At 40.9% G+C, this 21,789-nt stretch carries 17 protein-coding genes; 13 read left to right on the plus strand and 4 right to left on the minus strand.

Features of this window, described 5'->3' with window-relative positions:
- The first annotated feature begins 227 nt into the window (after positions 1 to 227).
- From BLU33_RS09060 to BLU33_RS09075, 4 genes are all read left to right on the plus strand, one after another.
- Entirely contained in the window at positions 228 to 881 is a 654-nt protein-coding gene (locus BLU33_RS09060; protein WP_091371467.1) for an ABC transporter ATP-binding protein, read from the plus strand.
- Positions 881 to 1,183: an ATP-grasp domain-containing protein gene (locus BLU33_RS09065; RefSeq protein ID WP_091371469.1), complete on the plus strand. Its 303-nt coding sequence runs from the start codon at positions 881 to 883 to the stop codon at positions 1,181 to 1,183. Before BLU33_RS09060 ends, BLU33_RS09065 begins: the two co-directional genes overlap by 1 nt.
- 158 nt (positions 1,184 to 1,341) lie before the next feature.
- On the plus strand, positions 1,342 to 1,950 hold the full coding sequence (locus BLU33_RS09070) for an HAD family hydrolase (protein WP_232009425.1): 609 nt from the start codon (positions 1,342 to 1,344) through the stop codon (positions 1,948 to 1,950).
- Positions 1,951 to 2,018: 68 nt separating this feature from the next.
- Positions 2,019 to 3,494: a S41 family peptidase gene (locus tag BLU33_RS09075; protein ID WP_091371472.1), complete on the plus strand. Its 1,476-nt coding sequence runs from the start codon at positions 2,019 to 2,021 to the stop codon at positions 3,492 to 3,494.
- A 74-nt stretch (positions 3,495 to 3,568) separates the two neighbouring features.
- Here BLU33_RS09075 and smc read toward each other — a convergent pair whose 3' ends face one another.
- A complete protein-coding gene (gene smc / locus BLU33_RS09080; RefSeq protein WP_091371473.1) occupies positions 3,569 to 7,105 on the minus strand; it encodes a chromosome segregation protein SMC in 3,537 nt (1,178 codons plus the stop codon).
- A 165-nt stretch (positions 7,106 to 7,270) separates the two neighbouring features.
- Between smc and BLU33_RS09085 the strand changes: the two genes are divergently transcribed.
- Positions 7,271 to 7,909 carry an NAD(P)-dependent oxidoreductase gene (locus BLU33_RS09085; RefSeq protein WP_091371474.1) on the plus strand — a complete coding sequence of 213 codons (639 nt, stop codon included), beginning with the start codon at positions 7,271 to 7,273 and terminating at the stop codon, positions 7,907 to 7,909.
- Positions 7,910 to 7,972: 63 nt separating this feature from the next.
- On the opposite strand, the gene BLU33_RS09090 is transcribed toward BLU33_RS09085, so the two are convergent.
- A complete protein-coding gene (locus BLU33_RS09090; protein ID WP_091371476.1) occupies positions 7,973 to 8,767 on the minus strand; it encodes a PhzF family phenazine biosynthesis protein in 795 nt (264 codons plus the stop codon).
- A 182-nt stretch (positions 8,768 to 8,949) separates the two neighbouring features.
- Positions 8,950 to 10,893: a M1 family metallopeptidase gene (locus BLU33_RS09095; RefSeq protein WP_091380364.1), complete on the minus strand. Its 1,944-nt coding sequence runs from the start codon at positions 10,891 to 10,893 to the stop codon at positions 8,950 to 8,952.
- 216 nt (positions 10,894 to 11,109) lie between these two features.
- On the opposite strand from BLU33_RS09095, the gene BLU33_RS09100 reads away from it, so the two are divergent.
- Positions 11,110 to 13,125, plus strand: a complete 2,016-nt coding sequence (locus BLU33_RS09100) for a thioredoxin domain-containing protein (RefSeq protein ID WP_091371478.1) — start codon at positions 11,110 to 11,112, stop codon at positions 13,123 to 13,125.
- A 17-nt stretch (positions 13,126 to 13,142) separates the two neighbouring features.
- Positions 13,143 to 13,640, plus strand: a complete 498-nt coding sequence (locus BLU33_RS09105) for an FKBP-type peptidyl-prolyl cis-trans isomerase (protein WP_091371480.1) — start codon at positions 13,143 to 13,145, stop codon at positions 13,638 to 13,640.
- A gap of 183 nt (positions 13,641 to 13,823) precedes the next feature.
- Here BLU33_RS09105 and BLU33_RS09110 read toward each other — a convergent pair whose 3' ends face one another.
- A complete protein-coding gene (locus tag BLU33_RS09110; protein WP_091371482.1) occupies positions 13,824 to 14,537 on the minus strand; it encodes a hypothetical protein in 714 nt (237 codons plus the stop codon).
- Positions 14,538 to 14,663: 126 nt separating this feature from the next.
- Between BLU33_RS09110 and BLU33_RS09115 the strand changes: the two genes are divergently transcribed.
- The 6 genes from BLU33_RS09115 (at position 14,664) to BLU33_RS09140 (ending at position 21,722) form a co-directional block, all read left to right on the plus strand.
- On the plus strand, positions 14,664 to 15,230 hold the full coding sequence (locus BLU33_RS09115) for an acyl-CoA thioesterase (protein WP_091371484.1): 567 nt from the start codon (positions 14,664 to 14,666) through the stop codon (positions 15,228 to 15,230).
- Between the two features lie 257 nt (positions 15,231 to 15,487).
- A complete protein-coding gene (locus tag BLU33_RS09120) occupies positions 15,488 to 16,570 on the plus strand; it encodes a fatty acid desaturase (protein WP_091371485.1) in 1,083 nt (360 codons plus the stop codon).
- A 162-nt stretch (positions 16,571 to 16,732) separates the two neighbouring features.
- Positions 16,733 to 18,253 (plus strand): TolB family protein, encoded by a 1,521-nt coding sequence (locus BLU33_RS09125; protein WP_091371487.1) that lies wholly within the window; start codon positions 16,733 to 16,735, stop codon positions 18,251 to 18,253.
- A gap of 2 nt (positions 18,254 to 18,255) precedes the next feature.
- Positions 18,256 to 19,161: a sugar phosphate isomerase/epimerase family protein gene (locus BLU33_RS09130; RefSeq protein WP_091371489.1), complete on the plus strand. Its 906-nt coding sequence runs from the start codon at positions 18,256 to 18,258 to the stop codon at positions 19,159 to 19,161.
- Positions 19,162 to 19,275: 114 nt separating this feature from the next.
- Complete coding sequence (locus BLU33_RS09135) at positions 19,276 to 20,733, plus strand: Gfo/Idh/MocA family protein (RefSeq protein WP_091371491.1); 1,458 nt, start codon at positions 19,276 to 19,278, stop codon at positions 20,731 to 20,733.
- Positions 20,734 to 20,843: 110 nt separating this feature from the next.
- Positions 20,844 to 21,722: a sugar phosphate isomerase/epimerase family protein gene (locus BLU33_RS09140; RefSeq protein WP_091371492.1), complete on the plus strand. Its 879-nt coding sequence runs from the start codon at positions 20,844 to 20,846 to the stop codon at positions 21,720 to 21,722.
- The last annotated feature ends 67 nt before the right edge of the window (positions 21,723 to 21,789 follow it).

Raw genomic sequence — 21,789 nt, forward strand, 5'->3', positions numbered from 1 at the left:
CGAAAGAATTTGCGGTAAAACTACGATTTTGTTTCAAAAACAATAATTAGTGATAAGATATAAGTGCATTGTTTTTACATTAATTTGAGTATTAATCTGGTTACAGGGGAATTAGTGAGTAGTGAGCGGTGAATTGTGAGTAGTTATACTACTTGTTTAAATTGTTTAAACACTATAAAAAGTTTACTGATCAATAATTAATAACCACTAATCACTAAATTCGCCTCATGCTTAAAGCGCAATCCATACATAAATCATACGGTCAGCTTGAAATATTAAAGGGTGTAGACCTTGAAGTGCAAAAGGGTGAAATTGTTACCATAGTAGGCGCATCAGGTGCCGGCAAAAGTTCATTGCTGAATATACTGGGGACTTTAGACAGGCCCGATTCAGGTCAGCTATTCATAGCTAATCAGGAACTGAGCAAGCTAAGCAATAAACACCTGAGCCTTTTCCGCAACCTTAAAATAGGGTTCATATTTCAGTTCCACCATTTATTGGTTGAGTTTGATGCGCTGGAAAACGTGTGTATACCGGCATTCATCGCAGGCAAATCACGTAATGAAGCGGAAAAGAGAGCTACAGAATTATTGGAACGACTTGGTTTGGGCGACCGGTTGCATCATAAACCGAATGAATTATCAGGCGGTGAGCAGCAAAGGGTAGCCGTGGCACGTGCGTTGGTAAATAACCCGGCATTGATTTTTGCCGACGAACCATCGGGCAACCTCGACTCCACAAACGCGCGCGAGCTGCATGAATTGTTCCTGCAATTGCGCAATGAGTTTAATCAAACCTTTGTGATCGTAACGCATAATGAAGATCTGGCGGCATTGTCGGATCGTAAGGTTTTAATGAAAGACGGCTTAATTACCCAATAGTGAACGTACTTATTACAGCGGCCAATTCAGCTGAGGCTTATCAGCTTAAGAGTAAATTAAACGCGTGGAGTATTCTTTTGGGCGATTACCTGGAATTACCTGAAATTATGGTCAAAACGGGCAAAATGATCCGGCTTCCTGATCCAAAATCTGTTTCCTATATGCACGAGATGCTAACGCTTTGCCTGGATAGAAATATAAATACGCTGTATGTTTTGCGGGAGGAAGAAGCTGTGCTGCTAAAGGAATCGGAGCAATTGTTTACTGAGTACGGAATTGATATTGTTTACCCAAATTTATAAAATTTGTCATCTCGAACGGTTTGAGAGATCTTCTTCGATATGCTGGCTGGTAGTGAAAGTCGCAGAAGATTTTTTCGCTCACACAGGCTTAACACAAACCTGCTCAAGAGAGAGTTCTCCTCGCACCTCGTTCGAAATGACAATGAAGTTATTACATAATGAAATACACAGACATCGACAAACGCAAAACGGCGTTTATATTTGAGCTTGATAATGTGCTTTATCCTGAAAAAGATTACTTATACCAGGTTTATTACCTGTTTGCCAACCTGATTGAATATACTGAACTGCATGATGCCAAGGCTGTACTTGGTTTAATGACATCAACTTATGAAAATGAGGGAAAGGATAAAGTTTTTGATCACATTAAGGAAAGATTCCATTTGGATGAAAAATATCGTGCAAGCCTTGATAACCAAATGCTGACCGCCAAGCTGCCTTTAAAACTATTGCTGTTTAAAAATATGCTTGAACTGATGCAGGATATTGTGGTTGACCGCAAAAAAATATTTATAGTAACTAATGGCAAACCTGAGCAACAATTAAACAAAATAAAACAAACCGAATGGCACGGACTTGAAAAGTACCTGGTGTGTTATTTTGCTGATGAAACCACGCCAAAACCTGAACCCGATATTGTCCATTTACTACTAAAGGAGCATAATTTGCAGCGCCGGGATATATTAATGATTGAAAATGCCGAAGAAGACAGGCTTTGCGCACAGGCTTGCGGCATAGATTACCTGAATGCTGAACAATTTTTATAGATGAATAAGATTTAAACCTTATTTTCGTAAAAGAAACTATTTCTGCCTTGGTATATAACCCGTTGTATATGAAAAAACTATTTTTCTTTATCATTATACTATCTGCCGGGTTAATAGCATCCTGCAAAAAGGACAAGAGTACTAAAGCTGCCAGTACACTGGATCAAATAAGAGATTCCATTTATTATTACGAAAAAGAGGATTATTTGTGGAATGATGCCATCCCGTCATACTCCACATTTGACCCGCGTTCATACACATCTGACAATGATCAGGATGCTTTGAACAGTGAAATATTTTCCATATCGCAGCTGAAAATAAATCCTGCAACCAACGCACCATATGAATATTTTGCTACAAATCCTTTGGTGCCCAAATATTCATTTATTGATGATGGAACAGAAACTGCATCTCTCAATGGTACTAACGGTGACTTTGGCTTTGAACCAGCATATATAGCTGATGAAGATCTGCGTGTTAAATATGTATACGCCGGTTCGCCTGCTGATTTGGCCGGTATAAAACGTGGCTACCAGATAACCAATATTAATGGTACTTCTACACCCTCGTCAGATAATAATAGTAATCTGAATTTTGTTATCGATGCTATTTATTATAGCCCAACCATAAAAATGACCTTGCTAAAACCCGATGGAACAAGTATCAATGTTTCATTGGCAACCGCGAGTTACACCGTTAACCCGGTAATAACCTACAAGGTTTTTAACGAGGGTAGCGGGCATAAGATAGGTTATATGGTTTTTAATAGTTTTACTGCCCTTGCTAACGCGCAACCGCAATTAAATACCGCCTTTGATTATTTTATAACGAACGGCATAAATGAACTGGTGGTTGATTTGCGCTATAATGGTGGCGGGGCAGGAGAAACAGCTGAATATCTGGATGATTTAATTGTACCTGCAGCAAAAAGCAATACTTTAATGTATACGCAATACTTTAACAGTAATCTGCAAAATGATAAAGATCCTTTGCTGAGTAAAAAATACAACCTTAACCCCGGTCAGTTTTTGCCTGCAAATAACCAAACACAGTTTGTTAAAAAGCTATCGTTAAATATAAGCAGGGTGTTTTTTATTGTTACTAATGAAACAGCCTCATCAAGCGAGCTTACAATTAATAACCTGTTACCCGAGCTAAATATAATATTAATTGGCAGCACAACATATGGAAAACCCGTTGGTGAAATACCTATACCAATAAATAAATACTACTTATACTCACCGCAATTATATGTAGAGAACTCTGCCAATAAAGGTGATTATTATTCGGGTATGATACCTGGCACTGGCACATACCCCGGTAAACTGGCTGCTGATGATATCACAAAGGAGTTTGGCGACTCTACAGAAATGCTATTATCATATGCCTTAAACTACGTTAAGGACGGTACGTTCGCTTTAAAAATTCCACAAGGCCTGTCAAACCAAAAGACTTTCTCAGTTGAACAATCCCGGGCTGTATCCCTTGAACTGAACAAGCATAAATTCAGGCCAATGATTTTTAAGTCAAAAGCTAAAAGGTAAAAGCTGAAGGGAGAAAGGCTTTGTTTATTAAATAGTTTTTTTTGCTTTTAGCTTTAGGCTTTCGCCATTCAGCTTTAATCAGCTAATTGCCTTAAATCCACAGGTACCACACGCGATATGCCTTGCTCAACCATGGTTACACCGTAAATTACATCGGTGCTCGCAATAGTACGTTTATTGTGGGATACAATAATGAACTGCGAATCTTTAGAGAACTCACGAATGATGTTGTTGAATTTATCAATATTGGTATCATCAAGCGGGGCATCAACCTCATCAAAAATACAGAAAGGGGCAGGCTTTAAAAGATAAAGCGAGAACAGGATAGCCGTAGCAGTCAATGTTTTTTCACCACCCGATAATTGGTTGATGGATAGGGGGCGCTTACCTTTTGGCCGGGCTATAATATCGATATCAGATTCAAGTGGGTGCTGCGGATCAGTCAGAATCAGATCACATGAATCCTCCTCATTAAACAGTGAGCGGAAAACGGTAATAAAGTTATCACGTACTGTTGTAAATGCCGCCATAAACTTTTCCTTAGCCGTATCATCAATCTCCTGTATGGTTGCCAGTAATGATGCTTTGGCTTCCGCAAGATCCTTCTTTTGCGCCTGTATGAACTGGTAACGCTCATTCATCTCGTTGTAAGCCTCAACAGCCATTGGATTTATAGCGCCGAAATCATCCATCTGCTTTTTGAGCTTCTCGGTTTTCTCGCGCAATTCATCTTCGCTTTCGGTAACTGCGGCATCGGTATCAATCAGCTCCTGTATATCTACATTAAACTCAACTGAAAGGCGTTCTTTCAGCGCGTTCAATTCCAGTTTAAGGTTATTGCGTTCATCTTTCAGCGCGTTTTCAATAAAGGCGGCATTATCCTTTTTGCGGCGCAGGTCGGTTATCTCGTTTTCTGTTTCTGTTATTTTTCCGCGCCACTCATAATATTCCTGCTCGGCTTGCTGGGTAGCTTTTTCAAGCCCTTCCTTTTGGGTGTACATCTCGATCAAGTCGTCATCATTCAGATCCGATTGTTGCAAGTTTTCCTGTATGGCAATCTTTACTTTATCAAATTCAACAGCATTTTGCTTAATGCGGACTTCCAGGTGTTCCTTTTGTGTTTCGCGGTAATCTAAATCCTTAACTAGTCCTGAAACTTTATTTTGCTGCTGATGGAAGCGGATATTCTCCTGGTTATAAGTATTGGATTGTACGGTTACATGCTCATTAAGCTCATTAAATATGGCTTGTTTTTCAAGCAGCAATTCGCTTTGTATTTGCTTTTGGGTTTTTAGTTCCGCAAGCTCAGGGCGTAGGGCCGCTGTTTCTTCTATAATAGTACTGATCTTTTTGGCGATATCATCCTTGCGGTTCAAGCTGTTGGTAATGAAGGTTTGATATTGTTCCTGCCGGGTTTTAACAGTGATCAGTTCGGTATTCAGTCGGCTTAATTCCTGTTGTTTTTGTTTTACTTCTTCGGCTTTGCCGGATGCCTTTAATGCCGCCGATCTGCTTTGCAGGCCGATGGATTCTTCCTTCGAATAATTGATACGGGTATCAAACTGCTTTATTTCCTTGGCTAAGTTTTCCAGGTTCTTGGCCCGGCCAATACGCTTCCCCTCAAACAAACCCACAGAGCCACCCGCCATGGTATGTTTTGATTTGTTGAACTTTCCGCTTTTACCTATCAGCACGACGCCATCGGGTAGGGTAGCATTGTTTAATACCTGCTCGTTGCTATCATCAACCAAATAAACATTCTTCAGCAGAAAATTACACAATGGCTGGTAAAGTTTATCAACTTCGACTACCTGCAATGCAGCAACACCGCTTTCAAAATCATTAATTATGCGCAGTTCATCCTTGTAACTATCCAGCACAAAAAACTGGGCACGCCCCTTAGCTGACTTGCTTAGCAGGTTTATCGCGCTGATCGCCTCGTCATAATTGCTCACCACATAGTGGTTCATCAGTGGCTCAAGATAGTTCTCAATAGCTACGCGGTATTCCTCGCGGCAAAATAGAATATCACTGAATAGGGGAACGTTTTTAGACCAATCTACATTTTTCTTTAAAAAGCGGATAGATTCGGGGAAACCTTCCAGGTTATCAACCATACTTTTGGTAAGGTTGTACTCGTTTTGTTTGGCATCCAGCTTACGGCTATCGGCAATTATGCTTTCCTTAACCGTGCTGAGTTGATCATCAATATCTATCAGCTGATCTTTTAACTGCAGTTCAAAATCAACCAGTACTTTGTATTCGTTTTCAAGCGTTTCGGTACGCTCCTGTAATTCAGCTACTATCTGGTTAAAGTGGGAAAGTTCCACCTCTTTATTGGTAGCATCCTCCATGTTGCGCTGACTTTCCTGCTCCAATGCCTGCTGCTGAATCTGTAAGATCTCCAAATCTTTTTCAGCCTTATAAACCTGGTTTTGCAAGCGGTTATTAATACTGGTTAACTCATTCAATTCATTGCGCGATGATGATTGATCTAAACGAAGCTCATCAACAGCCAATTTAAGATCAGCTACTTTGGATTGCACCGTATGCAAAGCCTCATCTTCCTGCATTTTTTCTTCGGAGAGGCGTTTTATATTGTACAGCACGTGATTCAGTTGGTTGCGGTCGCGTTCCAGTTCTTCACTCAGGCGCGCTTCCTTATCCTGCTGAAATTTCAGTTGTTCGTTCTTTATCTTTTTCTCACTTTCGTAAGCGCGGATCTTACTTACATGCTCATTGGTGGCTTTTTGCTGTATGGAAAGGTTTTTCTCCTGATGCAGGCTATCCAGTTTGGATTGTTGCAAGGTGGCTTCAAGCGTATCTATCTGGGCCGCAATGCCCGATTTCTCAGTTAACTGAACCTGCTCTTTCTCCTCAATCCGCGCAAGCGACTCACTGAATGATGCTATCCTGAACGAAGCCAACATGATGCTCAATGATTTATACTGATCACGGATGCGATAATAGCGTTCAGTTTTTTTAGCCTGATTTTCGAGGATTTTAAGGTTCTTTTCTATCTCGAAAAGCAAGTCTTCCACGCGTTCCAGGTCGGCTTCGGTATCTTTTAACCGGGCGAAAGTCTGTTTTTTGCGCAGTTTATATTTTGATATGCCCGATGCTTCCTCAAACAAATTACGGCGCGAGCCTTCTTTATTGCTGATGATCTCATCAACCATCCGCAACTCGATAATGGCATAAGAGTCAGAGCCGATACCTGTATCAAGGAAAAGGTCAGTAATGTCTTTCAGGCGGCATTGTACATCATTAAGGCGGTATTCGCTGTCGCCATTGCGGTATAGCTTGCGGGTTAGCGTAACCTGCGAAAACTCAACTGGTAATATATTTTTTGTATTATCAAATGTGAGCGATACCTCGGCCAGATTAGCGGGTTTGCGACTTTTCGAACCGTTAAAAATAATGTTGTCCATCTTCTCCGAACGGAGCATCCGGGTGCTTTGCTCGCCCAGTACCCAGCGGATAGAATCCACCACATTTGATTTTCCGCAGCCATTAGGGCCTACAATAGCGGTAACACCCTCATTAAAGTTGATGGTGATCTTATCGCCAAAGCTTTTAAACCCCTTGATTTCTAAAGATGTAAGCTGCATTTAAATTGTAACGGTTCGGAAAATTCCGAACTTTCAAATTAGTCATAAAAAAGTGAATTTCTAAAATATATTTTTGGAAAGCTTTGAGCTTTCACCTTTATCCTTTCAGCTTAACAAAACTTTTATAGCCTACATTAGTTTAGCTATCATAAATCATAAATTACCATGAAGATAGCAGTATTTGGAGCAGGTGGCCGTATTGGCAGCCGTATAGTTACAGAAGCTTTAAACAGGGGCCATGATGTTACCGCGGCGGTGCGCCACCCCGAAAATTACACGGTTATTCATGAACATCTGAAAGTTGCCAAAGCAGACCTGTTTAACTCGCAGGATGTGGAAACAGCCGCTTTTAACCAGGATGCGGTGGTGTCGGCTTATAGTCCGGCAAAGGGTATACCGGCATCAACCATAAAGGAGGTAGCCATACCGCTTATTAACGGGTTGAAACAGGCTCATGTAAAACGACTGATAATTGTTGGAGGAGCGGGTAGTTTAGAAGTTTCGCCGGGTTTGCAATTGGTGGATACGCCAGATTTTCCTGCTGAATATAAACCTGTTTCATTAGCACATCGCGAAGCATTGGCTATTTATGACGCGGAAAAGGAATTGGACTGGACCTTTGTTAGCCCATCAGCTGAAATTTATCCCGGTACACGTACCGGTAAATTCCGCACAGGCGGTAATCAATTACTAACTGATGCCAATGGCAAAAGCCATATTTCAATGGAAGACTATGCGATTGCTATTGTTGATGAAATAGAGAACCCAATGCATATTAAAGGGCATTTTACGGTGGGATATTAAGCCCCTAACCCCCTGAAGGGGAAACGGACGTAGCACCCAACTTGCCAATCAAAAACTCCCCCTTCAGGGGGCTGGGGGGCTAATAGTTCCCTTCAAATAAGTCACCGCGTTTCCGCTCATTAATACACGGTCGCCTTTTAGCTCGCACCAAAGCTCGCCTTTACGTGATGATAGCTGGTAGGCATGCAGCTTATTCTTGCCCAATTGTTTTGCCCAATAGGGTATAAGGTTGCAATGTGCCGAACCTGTTACCGGGTCCTCTGGAATACCTGCGCCGGGGGCAAAGAAACGGGATACAAAATCAACATTTTTACCGGGTGCGGTAACTATTACGCCTACAGTATCCATTTTTGATAAAGCGAAAAAATCAGGTGAGATATCCTTGATATCATCCTCTGATTCATAAACCAAAAAATAATCTCTTGAGCGTAAAACTTCAACAGGTTCTATTTCGCCAAGGGCTTCTACCAAACCAATCGGCGCATCAATGTGAATAGGGGGGCGGGATGGGAAATCCATAGTGTATTTATTGCCATCTTTTTTAACATGTAAAGTGCCTGCCTTTACAGTTTCAAAATGAATTGCTTCCTCATTATACCCCAATTCGGTATATAAAATATGTGCCGCAGCCAATGTGGCGTGTCCGCAAAGGTCTATCTCATATTCCGGTGTAAACCATCTTAATTTATACCCATTTGCTGTTTTTACAAAAAAAGCTGTTTCGGCAAGATTGTTTTCGATAGCTATTTTTTGCATGGTTTCGTCCGGCAGCCATTCGGTAAGCGGACAAATAGCAGCAGGATTGCCGCCAAATAGTTTATCGGTAAAAGCATCAGCCTGGTAAATGGGGATAGTCATGGTAGATGGTATTATGTTTTTGTTAAGCTAATCTATAAAAAAGAATCAAGATGGGAAAAAGAATCAAGAAACAAGAGTCAGGAATCAAGATGAAATAAAGCCCAAGAAAAAAGAGCCAGAACTCAAGATAGGAAAAATTCCTAATTCTTGACTCCTGACTCTTGCATCTTGATTCTTAACTTCTACTTCGCATAGTAAACATTATTGCTCAGGTCTGAATCCGGCAATTCATGTTCGGGATCAAGCACCATAGTTTTTATGGTTGATGTTGATGGGTATTTAAACTCCCACACACCAGTACGTTGCCAGATGTTAACCGGGAAATTTATGGTTTCTGTTTTGCCATTAGCCTGGGTTATTTTTAATACAACAGGCATTGCCAATTTTCCTTTGTTTACTAGTTTAATGATCGCACCTTTGGTAGTATCGCCATCCACATACTCAACCGATTGTATAGCCTGGTCAAGCTTCCCGGTGGTAAAGAACCACGGTTTAAAGAACCAGTTCAGGTCTTCCCCGGTAGCATCATTCATCGCCCTGAAAAAGTCATATGGCAAAGGATGTTTAAATGCCCAGTGCTTAATATATTCGCGGAAAGCGTAATCAAAACGCTCAGGTCCAACCACATCATTACGCAGTATTTGCAATCCTAATGATGTTTTATAATAGTATTGCGCGTAATCATGAAGGCCGATAGCCTCCGGAGGAGTCATCAACGGATCAATACTTTTTCTATAGATTCTTAATGTTTTCTGGGCTATTTTGGCGGTGTCCTTATATTCACCATTGTTAAAGCGATCTGTAGCGTAAACGTTGATATAGGTATTGAAACCTTCATCCATCCACATGTATTTACGCTCGTTAGTACCAACTATCATCGGGAACCAATTATGACCGATCTCATGGGTAATATCACCCCAAAGTTGCTTGTTCTTTAAATTATTCAGGCAGAAAATAATACCCGGATATTCCATACCCAATGCAACGCCTGATACACTTGTAGCCGAGTTCCATGGATATTCAAAAAATCCGGTTGAGTAAATTTCCATGCTGCTTTTCAGGTATTCGGTTGAGCGGCTCCATGAATCGTTACCTGAGCTTTCAACAGGGTAAGCCGACATGGCAATACCTTTACGGCCTGATGGGAAATTAACCCTAGCTGCATCCCATATAAATGCTTTTGAAGCGGCCCATGATACGTCACGGCTGTTCTGCATTTTAAAATGCCAGGTTAATATACCTTTAAACGGGTGGGTTGCTGGCTGATCTACTTCTTCAGGTTTTATCAGCATTACAGTTTTATCGCTGTTACGCGCTTCGGCTAACCTGCTTTGTTGAGTTGGGGTTAATACCGCTGCTCCATTTTGCAGATCGCCCGAGCCAACAACCAGCATATCTGCCGGAGTGGTTACATAATAATCAAAATCACCATAATCGCAGAAGAATTCACCTAAGCCCATATAAGGCAAAGTGTTCCAGCCTTCAGCATCATCGTAAACACACATGCGCGGATACCATTGTGCAATTTCATAAACATAGCCTTGTTTAAATTTCTGACGGCCCATACGGTCGGCGCCATATACCGGGATAGAAAAGCTGTAATTTACTTTTACAATTATCTTATCGCCTTTTGCACCCATCGGTGTATTTAACCGAACCTGCATGCGGGCATCTGATATTATCGGCTTAACGGTATAGGTCTGATTTTTATAAGTAACCGATACAGATTCAATGTGATAACCGCCACGGCTAAAGCCCTTCACATCAAAACGGTCACCACTTATAGGGGTTACTGCCGCACCGCGCGAATCGGGTTTAAACAAGTTTTGATCAAGCTGCAACCATAAGTAGTCCAGCTTATCAGGGCTATTGTTTGTATAGTTGATGGTTACATCACCTGTGATGGTAGTATCCTGCTTACCCTCATTTAAAGTAGCATGTATAAGATAATCGGCGCGGTTTTGCCAGTAGTTTTCACCAGGTTGTCCGCTTGCTGAACGGGTGTTGCCACTTGTAACAGGCCAGGTAATAGGACCGAAAATATCGTTGTGGTCGTATTTGCCAGAATCGGTTGTTTGGGCTGATACTGCATTGGCGGCCAATAAGAATACGGCACACCCAGCCATTAGATGTTTAAATTTTATAAATAACATTTCGGTCAATTAAAGCAGCGAAAATAATAAAATTTTACTTTTATTAAAGATTTGTTAACAAGGATGATACAAAACAGATAAACTGGATTTTGATTTTGAAACACATTGTTAAAAACTATTCCGCTATCTGAAAACTTTTGCATGCTACAATTGCTTTAAATATTGCACTTTAGCTGTTAATAAATACATATGAATCACCTCGCCAATTCCACCTCGCCTTATTTATTGCAGCATGCCAATAATCCTGTTAACTGGTATCCATGGGGTGCTGAAGCCTTAAAAAAGGCTAAAGATGAAAACAAGCTGATACTGGTAAGTATAGGCTATTCGGCCTGCCACTGGTGCCATGTAATGGAGCATGAAAGCTTTGAGGATGAAAAGGTAGCCGCAGTGATGAATGAATATTTTGTTTGTATTAAGGTTGACAGGGAAGAACGCCCTGATATTGACCAGATATACATGAGCGCTGTACAATTGATGAGTGGCAGGGGCGGCTGGCCATTAAATTGCATTTGCCTGCCCGATCAGCGGCCTATTTATGGCGGTACTTATTTCCGCAAAAACGACTGGACCTCATTGCTTTTTAACCTGGCGGATTTCTACAAACAAAAACCTGCTGAAGCTGATGAATACGCTGTCAAATTAACCGAGGGCATAAAGCAATATGAATCTATCGGTTTTGTAAAAGAGCATCCTGAATATAGTAAGTATGATGTACAACTGATAGTTGATAACTGGAAGAAATATTTTGATAAGGAAGAAGGCGGGATGGGAGCATCTCCAAAATTTCCGATGCCTAATAACTGGCAGTTCCTGATGCGCTATGCCTACCTCATGAATGATAGTGAGATTGCACAGATGGTTAGCCTGACACTCAAAAAAATGGCATTTGGTGGTATTTATGATCATATAGGTGGTGGCTTTGCCCGTTATAGTGTTGATGGCCGCTGGCATGTGCCGCATTTTGAAAAAATGCTGTATGATAATGCGCAGTTGGTTAGCCTATATTCCGAGGCTTATACCTGGAAAAGCTCACAGCTTTATAAGCAGGTAGTGGATGAGATCATAACTTTTACGCTCCGTGAACTATCATCACCAGAGGGAGCATTTTACAGCGCGCTTGATGCGGATAGTGAAGGTGTTGAAGGTAAGTTTTATACGTTTACTAAGGCTGAGATAGAAGAAATATTGGGCGATGATGCCGAGCTGTTTAGTATCTATTATAATATCACCGATGAGGGAAATTGGGAAGAAGAACAAACCAATGTGCTGTTCCGTAAAGATAAAGACCTGAATCTGGCTAATAAACTGGGCATAGTACTGGAGGATATGGTAGCCAATGTGGAAACATCGCGCAAAAAGGTATTTGAGGCAAGGGCCAACCGTATTAGGCCCGGGTTAGATAACAAAGTACTAGCCTCATGGAATGGCCTGATGTTGAAAGGGCTTTGTGATGCTTACCGTGCTTTTAACAAAGCGGAATACCTGGAAACAGCGCTTAAAAATGCTGAATTTATTTTAAATAACATGATGGATGCCGATGGCAGGTTATCGCGCATATATAAAGGTAAGGACAATGATTCTATTGCTTTTTTAGATGATTACGCCAATGTAATTGACGCGTTTATTGCATTATATGAAGTTACTTTTGACGAAAACTGGCTAAACCAGGCTCAAATACTAACTGATTATGCCATCATACATTATTACGAAGAAAGCACAGGCATATTTTATTTTACCGGCGATGAGGATGAGCAGTTAATTGCCCGTAAATCGGAAATCATGGACGGGGTGATACCTTCATCAAATTCAGTAATGGCGCATAATTTAAGAAAACAGGGCTTGCTGTTTGATGTACAGGAGTATTTAGATATTTCGGCACAATTGCTGCGTAACATTTTACCGCATATGGCTAAATATGGTTCTGCATACTCCAACTGGGCTTCGTTATTGCTCAATGAAGTTTTCGGCGTGTATGAGGTAGCAATAACCGGTACAAATGCCGAAGCTTTCCGTATGGAAATAGAAATTAACTACATCCCCAATAAAATAATATTGGGAGGTACAAAAGGAAGTTTACCTTTGCTGCAGGATAGGTTTAATAATACAACCCAGGTATTTATATGTAAAGATAAAACATGTAGTTTACCGGTTGATAATATTACCGATGCCCTAAAACAAATTAATTCGAAAATACTTATTTAGTAAAAACACCTTTGATAATGAAAATTGCACCAAAAAACGTAGTGTCATTAACTTATGATCTGTATGTAGATCAGGATGGCACTGAAACATTAGTTGAGAGCGCTACTCAAGAACAGCCTTTAACATTTTTATTCGGAGCAGGACAAATGCTTCCAAAATTCGAAGAAAACTTAAGTACTCTTTCAACAGGAGATGCCTATGATTTTCAATTATCAGCAGCAGACGCTTATGGCGAATATGATGATGAAGCTGTAGCTAACCTGCCTAAAGAAATGTTCGATGGTACTGATGTGCCTGAAATTGGCAGCATATTACCCTTGCAGGATAATAATGGCAACCGTTTCCAGGGACAGGTAGTGTCTGTTGCTGAAGATGCGATTATTGTGGATCTTAACCACCCAATGGCCGGTCAGGAACTTCATTTTAAAGGAAATATCCTTAATGTTCGCCCTGCAACTGAAGAAGAGTTATCACATGGTCACGCTCATGGAGCTGACGGGCATCACGCTCACTAAATAAGCGCTGATAATATCATAATTGTCATTTCGAACGAGCTACGAGGAGAAACTATCTCTTGAGCGGGATAGTGCTTGGCTCGTGTGAGCGAAAAATCTTCTTCACTATACAATGCGAACTATGCAGGTTGAAGAAGATTTCTCAAATCGTTCGAAATGACATTTTTTGTTATCTCAATACCCTCAATCCACATCCAGATCGCCACTGCCAGTTATCCGGCATTTTATAAATATACGCGATAGTATGGGTTTATGGTTAAGCGTGGCGGGTACAAACACTTTATCATCCTCAGCAATAAGGTCGGGGCTAAAGCTGGTTATCTTTTCGTACCCATTTGACCGGATATGTACCTTGAAATCCGCAAGCCGTCCTCCCGGGCTCACCAACACTTCTAAAATAGCAACCGCAGTATAAAGGTTGATGCCATAAAGATCTTCAGAAAGGGTATAAACCTTTAAATAAGGGATAAATCCAAAACACCTTCCGCCTATTTTTAAAGGCCTGGTAACGCGGTCGCTATCTGTAAATTTATTATCAAAGCTATATACTATTTTAGTTTGCGACAGGCTATCCATTGGTTCTTCGTATAGCAAATTCAAACTGTCATAATCAAAGTTCTCAACCAGCCGCCCATTAATATCATAAAAATGCCAGGTACCGGCTCGTCTATCATCCATATACCGGCCAATAGCCAGTGCTGTTTTGCGTTTGTATACAGCGGAATATAAACCTTCTTTGGTTTTTTTATCGGTTTTGAGCACATGAAAAGTCTCTGTAACGGTTTCGGTCAGTCTGTTTTTTTGTTCAACGGTTTCCCGTTTATTTTTAACGGAATCCTGGGCAAAACAAGTACCCGTATAAAATAGGATTGTAGTAAGCAGAATATATTTTCTCACAGATATTAGTTCGGTTTGTATTTTTAATATATAGATATTATCTATGTTATTTTCTGCAATGTGTAATAAATATTGTAATAATACAATTCATGATGATTAATTTGTGCCTGATTAATCTTGAAAACTATGTCAGCCCAAACCAATGAATTGCCTTACAAAAGTGTACGGTTTTCCGAAACAGTGATCACCGAATTAATGATACCGTCCTATTCCAATTTCGGTGGCAAGATACATGGCGGGGTTTTACTGTCATTAATGGATAAGGTAGCCTACGTTTGCGCGGCCAAGCATGCGGGTAATTATTGCGTAACCGCCTCGATAGATACAGTAGATTTTTTGCAACCTGTTGAAGTTGGTGAATTGGTATCGCTCATGGCATCAGTAAATTATGTGGGCAATACTTCGCTGGTGGTGGGTATAAGGGTGATATCTGAGGATATAAAAACCAATAGTGTAAAACACACCAATACCAGTTACTTTACCATGGTTGCCAAGGATGAAGATAATAACCTGGTGCAGGTTCCGGGTTTGATACTGGAAAACAGGGAAGACGTAAGGCGGTTTTTAGAATCGCGGCGACGTAAGGAGCTAAAGCAAAATTACAGGAAAGAATCAGATGCGATCAGAATGCCAAATGATTTTGAACAATGTAAATTAATGCTTGGTGGTGAACGTTGTATAGTGTCTGAATAAAGATTATGATTTTATTATGACACATTGATACTTTAAAACAGAACCTATCGTTATAATATAGTAAGAAATTTTATTTCGGCTCCGTCACTTATTTTGTTCCCTTTGATTATTACTCTCCAGGGTTCTAACATATTTTCTTTGCTTCGATAATTAATACATACCTTACAAGCGTAATTTCCGATACTGAATTATAACTATTATCCGATACTGACTACTAATTTATTCCGATACTGGATCAAATCTAATTTTTTAAACTAATGGCTTTCTTAGACAGCGTGCTGGAGCCGCCCTCGTATGGGTGGAGAGATGAGTGTGGTAACCTTTCGGAACCGAGTTCCAATCAAATACTAAAAGAGTTCTTTAAACGGCTAAACATCTTTAAAAACAAAAAGAACTGGCTTTCATTCATGAGCTGGATGATGGTTGTTTGTTTAGCGCCATTTTTATTCATTTTTATCTTTAAATACTTCTCGTTTAAGCTATTAATAGCAGCTTTCGTGTATAGCATGATAGTTATGGGTACACATGGTACCATATGGCATCATCGTTATTGTACACACGGCGCCTATGAGTTCAGTAATAAATTCTGGCGATTTTTTACCCAGAACCTTACCCTTAGAATTATCCCTGAAGAGATATATGCCATATCGCACCACGTGCACCATGCATTATCTGATCAGCCCGGCGATCCTTATAATGCATCAGGCGGGTTTTTATATTGCTTTCTGGCCGATGTAAATCATCAGCCTATAAACCGTAGCATGACGGAGAAGAACTACGGCAAATGCGTTAATTTAATGCGCCATACCGGTGTAAATACTAATAGCTATGTGCAATATCAAAAATGGGGAACATTGGCTTCGCCTGTACGCACAATTATCAGTGTGATATTAAACTGGAGCTTCTGGTTCGCGGCCTTTTACCTTTTAGGTGGTTTCGGGTTGGTATGTGCCATGTTTGGCGCAGCAGGTTTTTGGGCTGTAGGTGTACGTACTTATAACTATGAAGGCCATGGTAAGGGCGAAGATAAACGCCGTGATGGTGTTGATTATAACCGTGAGGATATGTCAATAAACCAAATATGGCCGGGCTATGTAGCAGGCGAATGGCATAATAACCATCACTTGTACCCTAAAAGCGCTCGTTCAGGTTTTAAACCTTACCAGCTCGATCTGGCATGGTGTTATATAAAATTGTTAAGCATGATAGGCGCAGTAAGTCATTACCGCGACTCAAAAAAAGAATTTTATCAAGCTTATTGTGCCGAGCCCGCGGCGGCTAAGGCAGCAGCTAAGGCTTATGCAAAAGAAACTAAAAAGGCATTAGTTGCCGATCTGTAAAAAGACCGATGTTTTAATAAAATATAAAGGAGATGTGTTTTGCATCTCCTTTTTTTGTTTTTGGCGGAAAAAGACAACTTTGGGATAAAAAATCACTATACCTTTTAATAATGTAATAGTTAACTTAGTGAATCCTAAATTACTAATACAACCGCCAATTATATGAAATTAAAACTGAGCTACTTATTGTTATGCTTTTCGCTTGCGCTGTTTTTTGATAAAGCTTATGCGCAAACAACATTAGGGATATTTGATGGTCAATCTGATGTAGGTAGCGTTAAACCCGCCGGTACGGCCAGTTATGACCCTGCTCTGCAGCAATATAAAATATCAGGTTCGGGGCAAAATATATGGACTAATCATGATAATTTTCATTTTGTATGGAAGCGCATGAAAGGTGATTTTATACTTACCACCAATGCCGCCTTTATTGGCAAGGGTGTTGAAATGCACCGTAAAATGGGCTGGATGGTAAGGACTTCGCTCGATTCCGACTCAAAGCATGTCAACGCTGTTGTGCATGGTGATGGATTAACTTCATTGCAGTTCAGGCGCTCCACGGGTGCTATTACTGAGGAGATAAAGTCTAAACTCACATCGGCGGATATTATTCAGTTGGAGAGAAAAGGCAATACCTATATCATGTCTGTAGCCCGCAATGGGGATACTTTTGTAACTGAGCAGATAGATAGTCTTGACTTGGGTGATGAGGTATACGTAGGGCTGTTTGTGTGTTCCCATAATCCAAACGTTACCGAATCAGCCTTATTCCATAACGTGCGTATTGTGGTGCCGGCTAATGGCGAAAATGGCTATCAGCAACATATCGGCAGCGCTATACATATCCTCAACATTGAAACTCAAAACAGCAGGATCATTTATCAGTCGCCGGAATCATTACAGGCCCCAAACTGGACAAAGGATGGAAAATATTTGATCTATAACAGCAATGGACTGCTTTATAAATATGACCTGGCAACAAACACCCCCGCGGTGCTCAATACTGGTGTAGCCACCAATAATAATAACGACCATGTGCTTTCGTTTGATGGCAAAATGCTGGCCATTAGCAATAGTGAAAAAGATGGCTCGATAGGCTATACTCTACCATCAAAAGGCGGTGATGCCAAACGCATGAATAAAATAGGACCGTCATATATGCATGGCTGGTCGCCGGATGGCAAGTATTTGGTTTTTTGTGGTGACAGGAATAACGAATACGATATCTACCGTATACCTTCTGCAGGCGGCGAGGAGGTAAGACTGACTGCCGCTCCTGGGCTTGATGACGGGCCTGAGTACACACCTGATGGAAAATATATCTATTTCTGTTCGGTACGCAGCGGTTTAATGCAGGTATGGCGAATGAAACCCGATGGCAGCGAGCAAATGCAGATCACTAATGATGATTATGATAATTGGTTCCCGCATATATCGCCTGACGGCAAATGGATAGTCTTCATCACCTTTAATAAAAATGAGGTATCACCCGGCGACCATCCTTTTTACAGGCATGTTTATTTAAGGTTAATGCCTATCAGTGGCGGCCCTGCAAAAGTTATTGCCTATTTATATGGTGGGCAGGGCACTATCAATACCCCATCATGGTCGCCTGATAGTAAGCACATCGCTTTTGTAAGCAATTCAAAATTGTTATTCCCGGTATATCCAATAGCTAAATAATAATGATACAAAATTCACGAAGAATATTTTTAAGAAATAGTGCGGTATTAGCTGCCGGTGCCGCTTTTATGCCTGAGCACCTATTCGCATCGGCCAAAAAAATTGAACGGCTGGGATTGCAGCTTTATACTGTGCGCGATGCCATGCATGCCGACCCGGCCGGTACATTGAAAAAATTATCAGATATGGGGTATTTTCAGGTGGAGCATGCCGGTTACAGTGATCGTAAATTTTATGGCTATTCGGTTAAGGATTTTAAAAAAGTATTGGACGATACCCATTTAAACATGACCAGTGGGCACGTAACATTAACACAACAGCATTGGAATGCCGCCAGCAACGATTTTACAGATGAATGGAAGCATGCTGTTGCCGATGCTGCTGAAGTAGGGCAGAAGTACCTTATAAGCCCGGGTATGGACAATGATCTGTTAAAGGATATTGACGCGTTTAAGAAATTCATGAATGTGTTTAACAAATGCGGCGAATTATGTCATAAACAAGGCCTGCAGTTTGGGTACCATAACCACGATTTTGAATTTGCCACGCTATTTAACGGCATTCCCTTGTACGATGTAATGCTGGTCAACACCGACCCCGACTTAGTAGCACAACAAATGGATATTGGCAATATGTACCCAACAGGTGCCATGCCGCTTGATTATATTAAAAAATATCCCGGCAGGTTTGAGCTGATGCATGTAAAAGACCAGATTAAAAATGCCGATGGCAAATATGAAAACACTGTACTTGGTAAGGGTATATTACCGCTAAAAGATATATTAAAAGAAGCCCGTAAAATAGGTGGTACTTCACAATTTATTATTGAGCAGGAAGAGTACCAGGGCATGGATCCGCTGGAATGTTCGAAATTGGATTTGAAGGTTATGAACAGGTGGGGATATTGAGTAACATATTTGTAGCTAAATGCTTTTTTCTAAATATTTTATTATGTTTGATAAACCTGTATTGTTGATATTATTACAGGTATTCAACCACTAAAAACAACCAAATTATATTTTATGAGCGAGGAAAAAAGCACTTCTTCATTAAACTCTTCACGCAGGGGTTTTATTAAAAGCAGTTCAATAGCAGCTGCCGGTATAATGATAGTTCCACGATACGTATTAGGCGGCAAAGGCTATACAGCCCCAAGTGACCGCCTGGTAATAGCAGCTGTCGGCGCTGGTGGTAAAGGGAGTAGTGATATTGCCAATTTTTATGCCAGTGGTAAGGCCGAAATAGCATTTTTATGCGATGTTGATACCCGTAGTGCGGCTAGAACGGTAGGTAAATTTCCTAAAGCGAAATTTTACAGCGATTGGCGCGAAATGCTGGATAAGGAGCAGAAAAGCTTCGATGCCGTATCAGTATCTATACCCGATCATAACCACGCCATTGTTGCGCTTTCGGCTATGCAACTGGGCAAGCACGTATATGTGCAAAAACCAATGGCACATGATATTTATGAGGCCCGCGCTTTAACCGAAGCTGCAAAAAAATATAAAGTAGTTACCCAAATGGGTAACCAGGGAGCATCAAATGATGGTGTAAGGCAATTGCGCGAATGGTATGATGCTGGTGAAATTGGCGATGTACACACCGTTTATTGCTGGACAGACCGCCCCGTATGGCCTCAGGGAGTGCATTGGCCGCCAAAAGCAGCTGTGCCTAAAGAATTGAACTGGGATCTTTGGCTGGGTACGGCAAAATACAGGGATTATATGGATGGCATAGCTCCTTTTAACTGGCGCGGTTGGTGGGACTATGGAACAGGTGCGCTGGGTGATATGGGTTGTCATATAATGGAAGCCCCGTTCCGGGTGCTTGATCTGCAATATGTAAAAAATGTGCAGTCAAGTATAGGTACGGTATATACAGGGCCTTTTGAGAAAGCTTATTATCCTGATAGCTGTCCTCCATCAAGTCATATCACATTAACTTATCCAAAAACCGAAAAAACAAAAGGCGATGTTACCGTACACTGGATGGATGGGGGCATACAGCCCGAAAGGCCTGCGGAATTAGGCCCTAACGAAGAATTTGGCGATGACGGTAACGGTATGCTGTTTATTGGTACCAAAGGCAAAATGATGGCAAGCACTTATTCTATCAACCCGCAATTACTGCCTACTTCGCGCACTAAAGAGGTAAATGTTCCAAAAACTATAAAGCGCGTGCCTGGCGGGCAAGATGGTCACTATGCACAATGGGTTGAAGCTGCTATTGCAGGCAAACCTGATGATGTAAGCTCTCCATTTAAACTGGCAGGTCCGTTAACAGAGGCCTTATTAATGGCTAATTTATCTATAAGGGGGCATAGCATACAAAAACCGAATGCTAATGGCAAAGGAGTTACCTATCCTGGTGATAGCATTACACTACAATGGGATAATAATGCCATGCGGGTAACCAATTTTGACGATGTAAACCAATTTGTGAAAAGGGAATACAGGGACGGCTGGAAAGTAGGAGTTTAATTTATAAAAGAGCCAGGAATTAAGAGTCAGGAGTCAAGATAAAATAAAATCGAAGCTTCTTGTTTCCGGATTCTTGGCTCTTGCTTCTAATTACTGAATAAATCAATTATATGACTAATAGAAGAACATTTTTAACACAAGCCGGCCTTGTGTCGGCGGGATTGATGGTATCCCCTGAATTGTTAAAAGCAATGGCAAAAGATAGGGTAGTAGGACTACAACTATATAGCCTGCGCGACCAGATAAAAACAGATGTAAAAGGCGTAATAGCAAAAGTAGCTACTGCCGGTTATAAAGAAGTTGAGCCTTTTGGCTATAGTAAAGCTGATGGTTTTTGGGGGCTTAATGCAAATGATTTCAGCAAGCTGTTAAAGGATAATGGCTTGAGCACACCAAGCGGCCATTTTGAATTTGATAGCTTTTTGGGAGCAGGCAAAACGGATGAGCTAAAAACTTATATTGAAGCCGCCAATATTACCGGAATGAAGTATGTGATAGTACCTCACCTTAATGATGCCTATATAAAAACGGTTAGCGACTTTAATAACATTGCCGATAAACTGAATAATGCAGGTGAGTTATGTAAACAGTCGGGTTTAAAACTTGGCTACCATAATCATAATTTTGAATGGAAACCGGTTGATGGTACCACTTTTTACGATACTATACTAGCTAAAACTGATCCCGCATTGGTGAGTATGGAAATGGACCTTTATTGGGTAGTGCGTACAGGGCAGGATCCAACGGCTATTATAAAAGCGCATCCGGGTAGGTTTTTTGCTTTCCATATAAAGGATATGGATAAAGCTAACCACGAGAAGAATACAGAAGTAGGCAATGGTACTATTGATTTTAAATCAATTATGGGTTATGCAAAATTGGGAGGTATTAAGCACTTTATTGTCGAGCAGGAAAACTATACTGATATAGACCCTTATGTAAGTATCGCCAAAAGCTGTGCCTATGTTAAAAGTATTTTGAACGTGTAGAGAGATTAATGCTAATAAAAAGGGCGCCGTACTTAATATTAAGTACGGCGCCCTTTTGTTTGGGGTA

The organism is Mucilaginibacter mallensis (assembly GCF_900105165.1).
Taxonomy (GTDB): Bacteria; Bacteroidota; Bacteroidia; order Sphingobacteriales; family Sphingobacteriaceae; genus Mucilaginibacter; species Mucilaginibacter mallensis.

Coding starts and splice junctions, on each gene's coding strand:
- BLU33_RS09100 (WP_091371478.1), top strand. CDS start 11,110: ATGAATCACCTCGCCAATTCCACCTCGCCTTATTTATTGCAGCATGCC.
- BLU33_RS09060 (WP_091371467.1), top strand. CDS start 228: ATGCTTAAAGCGCAATCCATACATAAATCATACGGTCAGCTTGAAATA.
- BLU33_RS09115 (WP_091371484.1), top strand. CDS start 14,664: ATGTCAGCCCAAACCAATGAATTGCCTTACAAAAGTGTACGGTTTTCC.
- BLU33_RS09125 (WP_091371487.1), top strand. CDS start 16,733: ATGAAATTAAAACTGAGCTACTTATTGTTATGCTTTTCGCTTGCGCTG.
- BLU33_RS09130 (WP_091371489.1), top strand. CDS start 18,256: ATGATACAAAATTCACGAAGAATATTTTTAAGAAATAGTGCGGTATTA.
- BLU33_RS09095 (WP_091380364.1), bottom strand. CDS start 10,893: ATGGCTGGGTGTGCCGTATTCTTATTGGCCGCCAATGCAGTATCAGCC.
- BLU33_RS09120 (WP_091371485.1), top strand. CDS start 15,488: ATGGCTTTCTTAGACAGCGTGCTGGAGCCGCCCTCGTATGGGTGGAGA.
- BLU33_RS09085 (WP_091371474.1), top strand. CDS start 7,271: ATGAAGATAGCAGTATTTGGAGCAGGTGGCCGTATTGGCAGCCGTATA.
- BLU33_RS09070 (WP_232009425.1), top strand. CDS start 1,342: ATGAAATACACAGACATCGACAAACGCAAAACGGCGTTTATATTTGAG.
- smc (WP_091371473.1), bottom strand. CDS start 7,105: ATGCAGCTTACATCTTTAGAAATCAAGGGGTTTAAAAGCTTTGGCGAT.
- BLU33_RS09140 (WP_091371492.1), top strand. CDS start 20,844: ATGACTAATAGAAGAACATTTTTAACACAAGCCGGCCTTGTGTCGGCG.
- BLU33_RS09135 (WP_091371491.1), top strand. CDS start 19,276: ATGAGCGAGGAAAAAAGCACTTCTTCATTAAACTCTTCACGCAGGGGT.
- BLU33_RS09105 (WP_091371480.1), top strand. CDS start 13,143: ATGAAAATTGCACCAAAAAACGTAGTGTCATTAACTTATGATCTGTAT.
- BLU33_RS09090 (WP_091371476.1), bottom strand. CDS start 8,767: ATGACTATCCCCATTTACCAGGCTGATGCTTTTACCGATAAACTATTT.
- BLU33_RS09075 (WP_091371472.1), top strand. CDS start 2,019: ATGAAAAAACTATTTTTCTTTATCATTATACTATCTGCCGGGTTAATA.